12 protein-coding genes are annotated in these 12,082 nt (G+C 66.5%); 1 reads left to right on the forward strand and 11 read right to left on the reverse strand.

Annotation, left to right across the window (positions count from 1 at the left end; translation table 11 throughout):
* Positions 1 to 35: 35 nt before the first annotated feature.
* The 5 genes from DMB37_RS10055 to DMB37_RS10075 all read right to left on the reverse strand — a co-directional run bounded on the left by DMB37_RS10055 (position 36) and on the right by DMB37_RS10075 (position 3,443).
* Positions 36 to 341, reverse strand: coding sequence for a DUF2469 domain-containing protein (locus DMB37_RS10055; protein ID WP_011210678.1), 306 nt, complete (start codon positions 339 to 341; stop codon positions 36 to 38).
* A gap of 46 nt (positions 342 to 387) precedes the next feature.
* Positions 388 to 1,143, reverse strand: coding sequence for a ribonuclease HII (locus tag DMB37_RS10060; protein ID WP_135237470.1), 756 nt, complete (start codon positions 1,141 to 1,143; stop codon positions 388 to 390).
* An 80-nt stretch (positions 1,144 to 1,223) separates the two neighbouring features.
* Positions 1,224 to 2,006: a signal peptidase I gene (gene lepB, locus DMB37_RS10065; protein ID WP_370465358.1), complete on the reverse strand. Its 783-nt coding sequence runs from the start codon at positions 2,004 to 2,006 to the stop codon at positions 1,224 to 1,226.
* 366 nt (positions 2,007 to 2,372) lie between these two features.
* Positions 2,373 to 2,714: a 50S ribosomal protein L19 gene (gene rplS / locus DMB37_RS10070; protein ID WP_029893064.1), complete on the reverse strand. Its 342-nt coding sequence runs from the start codon at positions 2,712 to 2,714 to the stop codon at positions 2,373 to 2,375.
* Between the two features lie 162 nt (positions 2,715 to 2,876).
* The gene (locus DMB37_RS10075) at positions 2,877 to 3,443 is read right to left on the reverse strand and encodes a helix-turn-helix domain-containing protein (RefSeq protein ID WP_135232471.1); all 567 of its coding nucleotides are present in this window, start codon (positions 3,441 to 3,443) and stop codon (positions 2,877 to 2,879) included.
* 74 nt (positions 3,444 to 3,517) lie between these two features.
* Here DMB37_RS10075 and DMB37_RS10080 point away from each other — a divergent pair, with 74 nt between their 5' ends.
* Complete coding sequence (locus DMB37_RS10080; protein ID WP_135232472.1) at positions 3,518 to 3,961, forward strand: hypothetical protein; 444 nt, start codon at positions 3,518 to 3,520, stop codon at positions 3,959 to 3,961.
* Between the two features lie 93 nt (positions 3,962 to 4,054).
* Here the strand turns inward: DMB37_RS10080 and DMB37_RS10085 are convergent, their stop codons facing one another.
* From DMB37_RS10085 to DMB37_RS10110, 6 genes are all read right to left on the reverse strand, one after another.
* Positions 4,055 to 4,474 carry a DoxX family protein gene (locus DMB37_RS10085; protein ID WP_135232473.1) on the reverse strand — a complete coding sequence of 140 codons (420 nt, stop codon included), beginning with the start codon at positions 4,472 to 4,474 and terminating at the stop codon, positions 4,055 to 4,057.
* Between the two features lie 146 nt (positions 4,475 to 4,620).
* A complete protein-coding gene (locus DMB37_RS10090) occupies positions 4,621 to 5,538 on the reverse strand; it encodes a hypothetical protein (RefSeq protein ID WP_135232474.1) in 918 nt (305 codons plus the stop codon).
* A gap of 24 nt (positions 5,539 to 5,562) precedes the next feature.
* On the reverse strand, positions 5,563 to 7,962 hold the full coding sequence (locus DMB37_RS10095; RefSeq protein ID WP_135237472.1) for a Tex family protein: 2,400 nt from the start codon (positions 7,960 to 7,962) through the stop codon (positions 5,563 to 5,565).
* 207 nt (positions 7,963 to 8,169) lie between these two features.
* A complete protein-coding gene (locus DMB37_RS10100; RefSeq protein ID WP_135232475.1) occupies positions 8,170 to 8,637 on the reverse strand; it encodes a hypothetical protein in 468 nt (155 codons plus the stop codon).
* 133 nt (positions 8,638 to 8,770) lie between these two features.
* Entirely contained in the window at positions 8,771 to 10,396 is a 1,626-nt protein-coding gene (locus DMB37_RS10105) for an AMP-binding protein (protein ID WP_135232476.1), read from the reverse strand.
* Entirely contained in the window at positions 10,396 to 12,018 is a 1,623-nt protein-coding gene (locus tag DMB37_RS10110; protein ID WP_135232477.1) for an AMP-binding protein, read from the reverse strand. The genes DMB37_RS10105 and DMB37_RS10110 overlap by 1 nt, the downstream gene beginning before the upstream one ends.
* Between the last annotated feature and the right edge of the window lie 64 nt (positions 12,019 to 12,082).

Raw genomic sequence — 12,082 nt, forward strand, 5'->3', positions numbered from 1 at the left:
GTGGCGCGGAGTTGTCGGCGGGCCGAGCTGGCGGGCTACTCCGGCAGGCGCAAGTCCGGCTTCTCGAGCTCTTCGATGTTGACGTCCTTGAAGGTGATCACTCGGACGTGCTTGACGAAGCGGGCCGGGCGGTACATGTCCCACACCCAGGCATCGCTCATCCGAACCTCGAAATACACCTCACCATCGGCGTTTTGCGGGCGCAGCTCCACAGAGTTGGCCAGATAGAAACGGCGCTCGGTCTCCACCACGTACGAGAACTGACCGACGATGTCTTTGTACTCTCGGTACAGCGAGAGCTCCATCTCGGTTTCGTACTTCTCGAGGTCCTCGGCACTCATCGGGTGGGACGTCCTCCTTCTCGCCGCGTTGCGTCGTGTGCTGACATCATCGCGCATGGGTAGCGCCGGTAGCCACTCGGCTATCCGGACGCACGACTTGGAACTCCTCGGACATCATCGGGTCGACCTCGCCCGCGAGTACCGCGTCGGCCTCCTCGGCCACCGTGGCGACCGGCCGCAGGCCCGCCGCCTCCCGCACATTGCGCCAGGAACGCCGGTGTTCGGCACTGGGGCCGAGGCGCTGCAAGGCGGCGATATGGTCGGGCGTGTTGTAGCCCTTGTGGGACGCGAAACCGTAGCCCGGGAACCGCGCGTCGAGCTCGACCATCATCCGATCCCTGGTGACCTTCGCCAGGATGCTGGCGGCGGCGATGCAGGCCGCGGCGGCGTCACCGCCGATCACCGGTAGCGACGGCGCCGGAATGCCCGGCACCCGAAACCCGTCGGTCAGCACATATCCCGGCGTCTGACCGAGTCCGGCGACCGCGCGCCGCATGCCCTCGATATTGGCGACATGGATGCCGATCGAATCGATCTCCCAGGCCGGGATGACCACCACGTTCCAGGCCAGCGACAGTCGAGTGATGATCGGATACAGCTCTTCCCGAACGGGCTCGGTGAGCTTCTTCGAATCGTCGAGCCCGGCCAGCTTGTCGTAGGCCTTCGGCGCCAGCAGACACGCTGCGACGACCAACGGTCCCGCACACGGTCCGCGACCCGCCTCGTCGACGCCGGCCACCGGGCCGAGCCCGCTGCGGATCAATGCCGCTTCCAGCGTGCGCAACCCACTGGCCTTGCGCATCACCACGCGCGGCGGCCACCCATTGCTCTGTACCACTCGACCCTGCCCCACCGTCCAATTATGCTGCGGCCGCTGATGGTCTAGTTTTCCTGGGCGTTTTCCGAACGCACCGGACCGATCCGCCCGGGCGGCCAGATCTTGAAGACGGCCTTGCCGCGGACGTTGTCCACCGGCACCGTGCCTTGCAGCTCGTCCTTGATGTGGGCGCGCGAATCCCGCGACTCGTTGCGGTTGTCGCCCATCACCCACAGATGCCCCTCGGGCACCTTCACCGGCTTGAACTCACGCCCGCCACCGGCGCCGAAGGGCTGGCCGGGGGTGTACGGGACGATGTAGCGGGCGTACGGCTCGTCCAGCGGCTTGCCGTCGACGATGACCCGCCCCTGCGGATCACAGCATTCGACAGTCTGCCCACCGACCGCGATCACGCGTTTGACCAGGTCGTTCTCGTCCGGGGGTACCAGGCCGAAGAACGAGAAGAAGTTCTGCACGCCGCGCACGGCGGCGTTGTCCGATCGGATCGACCGGTAGGTGTCGTTCCAGGAGGGCGGTCCGACGAACACGACGACGTCGCCCGGCTTCGGATCACCCCAGTAGTAGCTGAGTTTCTGCACGTAGATGCGGTCGCCCGTGCAACCGGCGCAGCCGTGCAGGGTGGTCTCCATCGACTGCGACGGAATCACGTACGGGCGCCCGATGAAAGTGACCATGAGGGCTGCGATCACCGCCGCGATCACGACCAGGATCGGCAGCTCCTGCCAGAACGGTCGCTGTTTGCGCTGCTTTCCGCGCCGCCTGCTGCGCGGACGGTTTCCTTCGTCGTCCGACCCGGACACCGCAATCGACCCGCTTTCGTCTGCCACGCGGACTAGATTAGCCCGCTCATTGGGGGTGCTGCAGTGGAGTACAGGTTCATGCCCACTGAGGCGACCTTCGAGTACTGCCGTCAGTTGATCATGCCTGACGTTCCGGCGACCATCGATGAGCTGGCGGGGTGTTCCCACCCCAGGTAGGCGGCGAGGCCGCCCCCCAGGGGCATGCCACCGAGCCGACCGCACGGATTCGAGCACATCGACCGAGGCGGCCACGCCAGGTGCTTGCGCCGCACGGTGGCCAACCCGCCTTGCTCCGAACAAGCGAATAGCCCGACATCCGAGGATGACGGGCTATTCGATGTGTCTATGCGTGGCGACAGCCACGAACTGTCGCGCGGGGCGCGACAGGTCAGCTCAGCGCTTTTCCTTGATCTTGGCGGCCTTGCCGCGCAGATCGCGCAGGTAGTACAGCTTGGCGCGACGGACGTCACCGCGGGTGACGACCTCGATGTGGTCGATGTTCGGGGTGTGCACCGGGAAGGTGCGCTCCACGCCGACACCGAACGACACCTTGCGGACCGTGAAGGTCTCGCGGATGCCGCCGCCCTGGCGTCGGATGACGACGCCCTTGAAGACCTGGATGCGCTCCTTCGAGCCTTCGATGACCTTTACGTGCACATTGAGGGTGTCGCCCGGCCGGAAGTCGGGGACGTCGCTGCGCAGCGACTTCTCGTCGACGAAGTCAAGGGTGTTCATTTCCATCCTTATGGGTTCGCGCGAACAGAGGACCCTGGCGGCACAGTGCGTGCTCGGCCGGTTCATGCTCCGATTCAAGGGGATGCGCCTGGTCCACGATCACCCAGGGCAACCTGAGTATTGTGCCAGATCAGCGAGGCGCGAGAAAAATCGGCCCCCGACTCAGGCCGGGGTTTCGGGCACCGCGAACAGGCGGATGTTCATCGGCTCGGCCCCCTCGGGCGCGCCGGCCCGATCGACAGTGTATCGCTCGAGCAGTGTCAGATACTCCGACATGAACTCGCCGACCTGGGCTTTCGTCAGGTACGTACCGTGCCGTTGGACCTGCGCCCAGCCATCCGGACCTGCCCATTCGCGCACCGCTCGCAGGTACAGCTCGATATCGCGGCCGGACTTCACCCGGGCCAACTGCTCGGCCGCGGCATACTCCGCCGGTTCCATGCTCGCCGGGTCGGGTGTGGTGTGACTGAACGGCAGCGACCGCCACCACCGCTCTCGGCCGGTCGATTTCTGCACGACCTCGGCGATCAGCCCGAGCTCGGCCAGCCTGCGCAGGTGATAGCTGGTGGAGCCGGTGCTCTCGCCCAGCGCGTTCGCCAACGTCGCCGAGTTCGCCTCGCCGTGCTTGCTCAGGTAGTCGAGGATGCGACCGCGCAACGGGTGGGCGAGCGTGCGATATAGCGCGGTGCGTTCGGCGCTGGTCATGTCGTCGCTTCTGTGCGGTGCCATGGACCAAAGATAGCAAAGGTTCCTTTGCAAAGATTTGTTTGCAAAGGAACCTTTGCGGAAGTACCGTGGCCGACATGCGAATGACCGCCCTTCTCCCGTCGTCGACTCCCCGGACCCGGTTGACCCGCGCCAAGGCACGCTGGTTCATTGCCGCCAGCGCCCTCGCGCTGGTGCCGTGGGCGGCCGTGCTCTCGAATACCTTGCCGAGTACCGCTCAGGTGCGAAACTGGTCATCCGCGTGGGTCGGCTTGGATCTCCTGCTGGCCGCCGGTTGCGGGCTGACCACGATGTTGTTGTGCCGCAATGATTCCCGCGCCCGATTGGTCGCGTCGGCGGTGGCCGGCGCAGCGGTGGTCGACATGTGGTTCGATGTGGTCACTGCGGATCCCGGTGCCGCACTCGCCCAATCACTGCTCTGCGCGGTGGGTGAGACCGCCTTGATCGCCGCGTGCATGCAGGTCGCGCTGACACCGGAAGACTCGGCGATGCCAGCGCGATTGCAGCGAATCACTGTCTGACCCTGACCATTTCAGGGCAGATACACAGCGCAACGAGACCTTCCGGCAGTCGCCGTCGAACGCGGCGCGAGGGCGAGTTGTTTCCTCAGAATGTCAGGCGTGCGCTGAACGGCGTAGCAATGCCAGTGGGCTGCGCCGACCCGCAGGTGGCCGCAGTACGCAGGATGCCAGGCTGAGGCCAACGATTGCCAGTGGCGCGATCCACGTCTTCGGCTCGTCACCGACCGCCATGTGCGATACCGCCGCGCCCCCGTAGACGAAAGTCAGTCCGGCATAGGCCCATTCCTCAGCGCGCGGGTGGCCGGGCGCCAGGATCGCGGCTACCGCTGCCACCTTCGCGACTCCGAGCACGGTCGCGAGATACATCGGGTATTCGAGTCGATCGAAAACCGCACGAACATGTGGGGTCCGGGCGATATCCCAGTAGGCGCCGACCACCGATTCGGTGAGCACGAGCCCGGTCGCGCCCAAGTAGGTGACGCGCAGTGCGAGGTCCTTGGTGCTGGTGTTCATGAGGGCTTTCCTTCCGTCAGTGCTATCTGTCTGACGGATGGCGGCGGGAAAAGGTAACAGGGCGAGTGGTCACAGCCCGTGCGTCGGACAATTGCGCGACCAGACCACCTGGTGATCGATCAGCTCGTAGCTGACCGATCCACTCATTATTCGCGATCAGGCGCGTGGACCACCGGCTCGGCGTCGGGAGTGTCCGCCACCGGCTCATGGTCCGAGGAGAACAGGGACAAGTGGTGGCGGTGTGGGGCGGGTGGGGCAGGCACGACGGTGCGGGTCAGCTCGGCTTCGGCGGCGGTGCGGACGTGTTCGACGTCGGGTTTACCGGCGACCAGGTCTTGGACGAAGATCTTGGCGCGGATGACGGGGCGGCGGTAGCGGCGTTCGCGGACGATGGCGCGGTACATGAGGCGACGGCGGTCGGCGTACCGCCAGCGGGCCCAGGGGGCGCCGGGCCTGCTGAGGCGGAGTGCGCCGACGACGAGCAACGGCAGGAAGAACATGCCGAACAGGCCGGTCCAGATCTTGCCCTTGGCGATGACCGTGGCAGCGAGCCCGAGGTTCACCACGGCGAAGGCGACCACGAACACGCGGACCTCGATGCTCGGGTCGCTGCGGAAGTCGTTGATGTCCAGCAACCACAGCGGGTGAAAGCCCAGCAGCAGCAACCCGGTCACCGCGAGCGCGACGAACACCGCGTCGACCGAGGTGCGTCCCTGCTCCTCCCAGTACACGTCGCGCAGATAGAAGATCAACGCGAATTCGTCGAGGGTGAGCGCGGCACCGACACCGAAGGCGGCGGCGAGCACGGCGGCCGTGGTGGTGTCGGCGGTCTGGTACAGGGTGACCATGCCGACGCCGGACACCAGCACCAGGATCACCCCGAACACCATGTGGTGGATGTGCACCCCGCCGGACCGCACGTTGCCCGGCCACCAGCGCACCTGTTTGCGGATCAGCCGGACGCTGAGCCGGATCAACAGGAAGCCGACGATGAACCCTAGAAGGAAGCACAGCAGCGGGAGCCTGCCCTGCGCGATCACATCCTCACTGAGCCACCGTCGCATGGCCGCCTGAATCCTCCGTCCGAACTACTGCCCGAAACCCGCCCGGCGCAACGCATCCGCCATCGAACCGGTCGGCGCGGGCGCGTTGCGACGCTGATTGCCACCGCCGCGCGCCTGGCCCTGGTTCCGCTGACCTTGATTGCGGCCCTGCTGGTTCTTGCCCTGCCCATTCTGCCGCTCCGGCGCGCCACCCTTGCGCTCACCTTGGCCACGCTGCCGGTTCTCGCCGCGTTCGCCCTTGGCGGCGACGCCCGGCTCGTCGTCCAGCCGCAGCGACAGTCCGATGCGCTGCCTGGCGACGTCGACCTCGAGCACCTTCACCTTGACCACGTCACCGGTGTTCACCACTTCGCGGGGATCCTTGATGAAGTTGTGCGACATCGCCGAAACGTGCACGAGCCCGTCCTGGTGCACACCGATGTCGACGAACGCGCCGAACGCGGCGACGTTCGTGACGACCCCTTCGAGCACCATGCCGGGCTCGAGGTCGGCGACCTTCTCCACGCCCGCAGCGAACTCCGCGGTCTTGAACTCCGGTCGCGGGTCGCGGCCCGGCTTCTCGAGCTCACTGATGATGTCGGTGACGGTCGGCAGACCGAAGCGTTCGTCGGTGAACTCGTCGGCGCGCAGCGAGCGCAGCACGGTCGTGTTGCCGATGACCTCGGTGATGTCGCGGCCGGTCTTCTCCATGATCCGCCGGACCACCGGGTACGCCTCGGGGTGCACCGCGGAGGTGTCCAGCGGGTCGTCGCCGCCGCGAATCCGCAGGAAGCCCGCGCACTGCTCGAACGCCTTGGGTCCGAGCCGCGGTACCTCGAGCAGCGCGGTCCGGCTGCGGAACGGCCCGTTCTGATCCCGGTGCGCCACAATGCTTTCCGCCACCGATCCGGCGATGCCGGACACCCGCGACAGCAGCGGCACCGAGGCGGTGTTCACGTCGACGCCGACCGCGTTCACCGCGTCCTCGACCACCGCGCCGAGCGAACGCGCCAGCAGCGTCTCGGACACGTCGTGCTGGTACTGGCCGACGCCGATCGACTTCGGATCGATCTTCACCAGTTCGGCCAGCGGGTCCTGCAGGCGACGCGCGATCGACACCGCGCCCCGCAGCGACACGTCCATGTCGGGCAGTTCCTGGGTGGCGTAGGCGGAGGCGGAGTACACCGACGCGCCCGCCTCGGACACCACGATCTTGGTCGGCTTGTTCTCCGGAATGCGCGAAATGAGCTCGGTGGCAAGGGCATCGGTCTCCCGCGAGGCGGTGCCGTTGCCGATGGCGATGAGCTCGACCCCGAACCGGGCGACCAGCGCGCCGAGCACGGCGAGGGACTTCTCGGTCTGCCCCTGCGGCTTGTGCGGGTAGATCACCTCGGTCGCGACGGCCTTGCCGGTGGCGTCGACGACGGCCACCTTCACACCGGTCCGGTAGCCGGGGTCCAGACCCATGGTGGTGCGGGTGCCGGCCGGCGCGGCGAGCAGCAGGTCGCGCAGGTTCGCCGCGAACACGTCGACGGCGTCCTTCTCGGCTGCCTGCCGCAGCCGCATCCTGGTGTCGATGCCAAGGCTCACTTGCAGTTTGGTCCGCCACGCCCAGCGCACGGTATCCAGCAGCCAGGAGTCGGCGGCGCGGCCCTTGTCGGCGATGCCGAACTTGATGGCGATGCGGCCCTCATAAATGGAGCGTTCGCCCGGCTCGAGTTCTTCGGTGTCCGGCTCGAGGTGCAGCGACAGCACGTCTTCCTTCTCACCGCGCAGCAGCGCCAGGATGCGGTGCGAGGGCAGCTTGGTGAACGGCTCGTTGAACTCGAAGTAGTCGGCGAACTTGGCGCCGGCCTCCTCCTTGCCCGCGCGCACCGTCGACCGGACCTGGCCACGGTTCCACATCAGCTCGCGCAGCTCGCCGACCAGGTCGGCGTCCTCGGCGAACCGCTCGACCAGGATCGACCGCGCACCGTCGAGCTGCTCGGCGTTGTACTGCGCGGGATCGGTGGTCGGGTCGTTGATCAGCGCGTCGGCGACCGGCTCGTGGCCCGCCTCGCGCGCTATCTGCGCCTTGGTGCGCCGCTTCGGCTTGTAGGGCAGGTAGATGTCCTCGAGCCGGGCCTTGGTCTCGGCGAGCATGATCTGCTGGTGCAGCGCGTCGTCGAGTTTGCCCTGGCCGCGAATGGATTCGAGGATGGCGCCGCGGCGCTCGTCGAGCTCGCGAATGTAGTGCAGACGCTCGTCGAGCAGGCGCAGCTGCGCATCGTCGAGGCCGCCGGTGACTTCCTTGCGGTATCGCGCGATGAACGGCACGGTCGAGCCTGCGTCGAGTAGCTCGACGGTGGCACGCACCTGGCTTTCCCGCACCGCGAGCTCGTCGGCGATGCGACGGTTCACGCTCGCTTGGCTCGCGACACCGAGGGGCGTCGCGGGTGGGAGCACGGCGGGGTCGGACTCTGCACTTACAGTCTCGGGCGCTGTCGTCACGTCCGCAGACACTACCGGGACCACCCGACAAGGGGCCCGCACCCAGTGGAACCGGGTCGCACGTGCCGTGTCACCGCTGGTCCCGGCCTTCGGCACGACGCACCGAACCAGGCCGAGCACACTCGGCCTGGTTCGGTAGTTCGCGCGACTGGACCCAATTGCCTACGGCAAGATCAATTCCGGGCTGTACATCCGGATGATCCCGTTGCCGTCCTTGGTGACCTCGGTGAAACTGACATACCGATGTCCCGGCTTCGCCAATGCCTGGTCCACGGTCAACGGCGGGGAGGGGTATCTGCCGTTGGTGCAAGGGAATGGACCGCTGGTTGCGACGTGTTCATCGGTGCCCCCGTTCGCGTACGCGTCTTTATCCACGACGGTCACCACCATGGTGCAATTCTTCGAATTGATGGAATCGTTTTTGAAAGTGATTCCACCGAATGCCCGCGGCACGCCGTTCTCGGCATAAATGCAGGACTCCACTTCCGCGGAGCCATCACTCGTCAAATAAATACCCGAGCAGCTGTAGGGGCTGTCCGGCGCCGCGGAGGCGACCGGTGCGACCATGAGCAGCGGTGCGGCGCCGACGAAAACGCCAGTCAGGACACGTGATAACGAACCGATGGACATGCAAGACCTTTCGATATCAGATTTGTCAATCCCCGAAAATGACCTTGTTCCACCATATGTGGATCACTGACAACTCACATGACCACACAATTCGGGGCATCCGCGACGTTAACGTCTCTCACCAGCAGCGATATCAGACTTCCTGCGGCAAACCGAGGAGCCCACGCGACAATTCGCGCATCTCCGCCTTGCGAATTTTGCCCGTGACAGTCATCGGAAACTCCTCGACCACGTGCACATAGCGCGGAATCTTGAAGTGCGCCAGCTTGCCCGCGCAGAACTCGCGCACTGCCTCGGCGTCCAACGGTGCCGCGCCGTCGCGCATCCGGACCCAGGCCATCAGCTCCTCACCGTATTTCGGGTCGGGCACGCCGATCACCTGCGCATCCAGGATGTCGGGATGGGTGTAGAGGAACTCCTCGATCTCGCGCGGGTAGACGTTCTCACCGCCGCGGATGACCATGTCCTTGATCCGGCCCGTGATCGCCAGGTAGCCGTCGTCGTCCATCACGCCGATGTCGCCGGTGTGCATCCAGCGTGCGGTGTCGATCGCCTCGGCGGTCTTGTCCTGGTCGTTCCAGTAGCCGAGCATCACCGAGTAGCCGCGGGTGCAGAGTTCGCCCGGCTCGCCGCGCGGCACCGTGAGACCCGTTGCCGGATCGACGATCTTGACCTCGAGGTGCGGGCCGACCCGGCCGACGGTGGCGGTGCGCCGGTCGATGCCGTCGTCGCGGCGGGTCTGGGTGGACACCGGCGAGGTCTCGGTCATGCCGTAACAGATGCACACCTCGTGCATGCCCATCCGGTCGATGACCCGCTTCATCACCTCGACGGGACACGGCGAGCCCGCCATGATGCCGGTGCGCAGGCTGGACAGATCCGGTGTGGCGGAATCCAATTCGGTGAGCAGCGCGATGAACATGGTCGGCACGCCGTAGAGCGAGGTGCAGCGCTCGGACTCGACGGCGGCCAGGGTCGCCACCGGATCGAACGCCGGTGCCGGAATCACCACCGCCGCACCGTGACTGGTGCTGGCCAGATTGCCCATGACCATGCCGAAGCAGTGATAGAACGGCACCGGCACGCAGATCCGGTCCTGTTCGGTGTAGCCGCACAGTTCGCCGACGAAGAAGCCGTTGTTCAGGATGTTGTGATGGCTGAGTGTGGCACCCTTGGGGAAACCTGTTGTCCCCGAGGTGTATTGGATGTTGATCGGGTCGTCGATGGACAGTTCCGCGCCCAGCGCGGCCAACCGATCCGCGTCGATCGCGGTGCCCGCCAGCTCATCCCATTCCGGCGTACCCAGCACCAGCACCTGCTCCAGTGCCGGGCAGTTCGGCCGGACCTGCTCGATCATCGCGACATAGTTCGACGTCTTGAATTCCGGGGCCGCGACCAGCACCCGTACACCCGCTTGACACAGCACGTATTCCAGCTCGCTGGTGCGGTAGGCGGGATTGATATTGACCAGGATCGCGCCGATCTTCGCCGTCGCGTACTGCACGAAGAACCATTCCGCACAGTTGGGCGCCCAGATGCCGACCCGGTCGCCCTTCCCGATGCCGCGCGCGGCCAGTCCGGTGGCCAGCGCGTCGATCGCGGCGCCGAGCTCGCGGTAGGTCCAGCGCCGATCGGTGGGCTTGTCCACCAACGCTTCCCGGTCCGGGTAGGCGGCGACGGTGCGGTCGAGGTTGCCGCCGATGGTGTCACCGAGCAGCGGGGTTTCCGAGGTGCCGGACGCGTAACTCGGGAGCGACATCACTTGTTTCCCTTCTGCCGCAACACATATCGCTGCACCTTGCCGCTCGGCGTCTTCGGCAGACTCTCGACGAAGTGCACCGTGCGCGGGTAGGCGTGGGCGGCGAACTTCTTCTTCACCAGATCCTGCAGCTCGGCCTCCAGCTCGACGCTACCGGCGAACCCGTCGCGCAACACCACGAACGCCTCGAGCACCTCACCGCGCAGCTCGTCGGGCATGCCGACCACCGCCGCCTCGGCGACCTGGTCGTGCAACACCAGCACGCTCTCGACCTCGAACGGGCCGATCCGGTAGCCGGCCATGATGATCACGTCGTCGTCACGCGCGGAGAAGCGGAAGAAACCGTTCTCATCCTGCGAGCCCGCGTCGCCGGTGAGGTACCAGCGGCCGTCGGAGGTGTAGCGCTGGGCGGTGCGCTCCGGGGCGTTGAGATAGCCGAGAAACCAGAGCAGCGGGCTGTTTTCGGTGTCGATGGCCACCCGGCCGAGCTCGCCGGTGGGTGCGATGGTGTCGCTGTCATCGGACAGCACCGCGCACGTCCACCCGGGCAGCGCCCGGCCCATCGAGCCGGCCGGGACCTCGGCGTCGAGCGCCTCGTGCCAGGAGTTGCAGATCAGCATGCCGTGCTCGGTCTGCCCGTAATGGTCGCGCACGGCGACACCCAGATGCTCCTGCGACCACGCGACCACCTCGGGGGTCAGCGGTTCACCGGCCGACGAGGCGCGGCGCAGTGCGGCATGCCGCGCCGCCCCGGCGCTGTCGGCGCGCAGCGCGCGATACACCGTCGGGGCGGCGGTGAAGTTGGTGACGCCGAAGCGTTCCAGCACCTGCCAGGTGAGCGTCGGTGAGAACGCGGCGTGCAACAGGATGCTGCGCACACCGCTGGCCAGCGGCGCCATGATCGCCCAGTACAGGCCGTACGCCCAGCCCGGATCGGCCGCGTTCCAGAAGACGTCGTCCGCGCGCACGTCCAGCGCGAACTCCTGATACGCCTGGAACGACGCGAGTGCGCGCAACGGAATCGGCACGCCCTTGGGCGTTCCGGTGGTGCCGCTGGTGAACAGCTCGACCAGTAGACCGTCGCCGCCGATCACCGCCGCCGGTTCGTGCTGCGCGTCTTCGGCGAGCAGATCCACCATGCCCAGCGTGCCCTCGGGCGCGTCGCCGCTGACGATGAGCTGCCACGGCGGGTCGGCGGGCATGTCGGGGCCGGGCGCCAGTTTGGCCGCTTGATCGGCATCGGCGATGACGATCGAGGTGCCGCTCGCCTCCAGCCGGAACGCGATGGCAGGCGGCGCGAACGCGGTGAACAACGGAACATGCACCGCGCCGCGGCGCCAGATCCCGAGCAACGCCACCACCAGATCGGTGGATTTCCCCATCAGTGTCGCCACCCGGTCGCCCTGCTGGATCCCCAGTTGGGCCAGGCCGGTGGCGAAACGCGCCGAACGTTCCCGCAGTTCGCCGTAGGTGAGATCGATCGAGGACAGGTCGCGATCGACGATGGTGCAGGCGATCGCATCCGCCGGATGCCGGTCACACAGCAGATCCGCTGCGCACGCGTCGGGCCGGTCGTACATGTCCAGCAGTTCGCGCACCCGCGCAGTCAGGTCGGTGCCCATTTCCGCCACTCCTCATCATGATCCAGCTCACCCAATAGGATGTGGGTCACATCGATCACCCACT

This window comes from Nocardia sp. CS682 (assembly GCF_004634405.1).
In the GTDB taxonomy this organism is placed as follows: domain Bacteria; phylum Actinomycetota; class Actinomycetes; order Mycobacteriales; family Mycobacteriaceae; genus Nocardia; species Nocardia ninae.

Coding starts and splice junctions, on each gene's coding strand:
- DMB37_RS10105 (WP_135232476.1), bottom strand. CDS start 10,396: ATGTCGCTCCCGAGTTACGCGTCCGGCACCTCGGAAACCCCGCTGCTC.
- DMB37_RS10055 (WP_011210678.1), bottom strand. CDS start 341: ATGAGTGCCGAGGACCTCGAGAAGTACGAAACCGAGATGGAGCTCTCG.
- rplS (WP_029893064.1), bottom strand. CDS start 2,714: ATGAACACCCTTGACTTCGTCGACGAGAAGTCGCTGCGCAGCGACGTC.
- DMB37_RS10080 (WP_135232472.1), top strand. CDS start 3,518: ATGCGAATGACCGCCCTTCTCCCGTCGTCGACTCCCCGGACCCGGTTG.
- DMB37_RS10085 (WP_135232473.1), bottom strand. CDS start 4,474: ATGAACACCAGCACCAAGGACCTCGCACTGCGCGTCACCTACTTGGGC.
- DMB37_RS10075 (WP_135232471.1), bottom strand. CDS start 3,443: ATGGCACCGCACAGAAGCGACGACATGACCAGCGCCGAACGCACCGCG.
- DMB37_RS10060 (WP_135237470.1), bottom strand. CDS start 1,143: ATGCGCAAGGCCAGTGGGTTGCGCACGCTGGAAGCGGCATTGATCCGC.
- DMB37_RS10090 (WP_135232474.1), bottom strand. CDS start 5,538: ATGCGACGGTGGCTCAGTGAGGATGTGATCGCGCAGGGCAGGCTCCCG.
- DMB37_RS10100 (WP_135232475.1), bottom strand. CDS start 8,637: ATGTCCATCGGTTCGTTATCACGTGTCCTGACTGGCGTTTTCGTCGGC.
- DMB37_RS10110 (WP_135232477.1), bottom strand. CDS start 12,018: ATGGGCACCGACCTGACTGCGCGGGTGCGCGAACTGCTGGACATGTAC.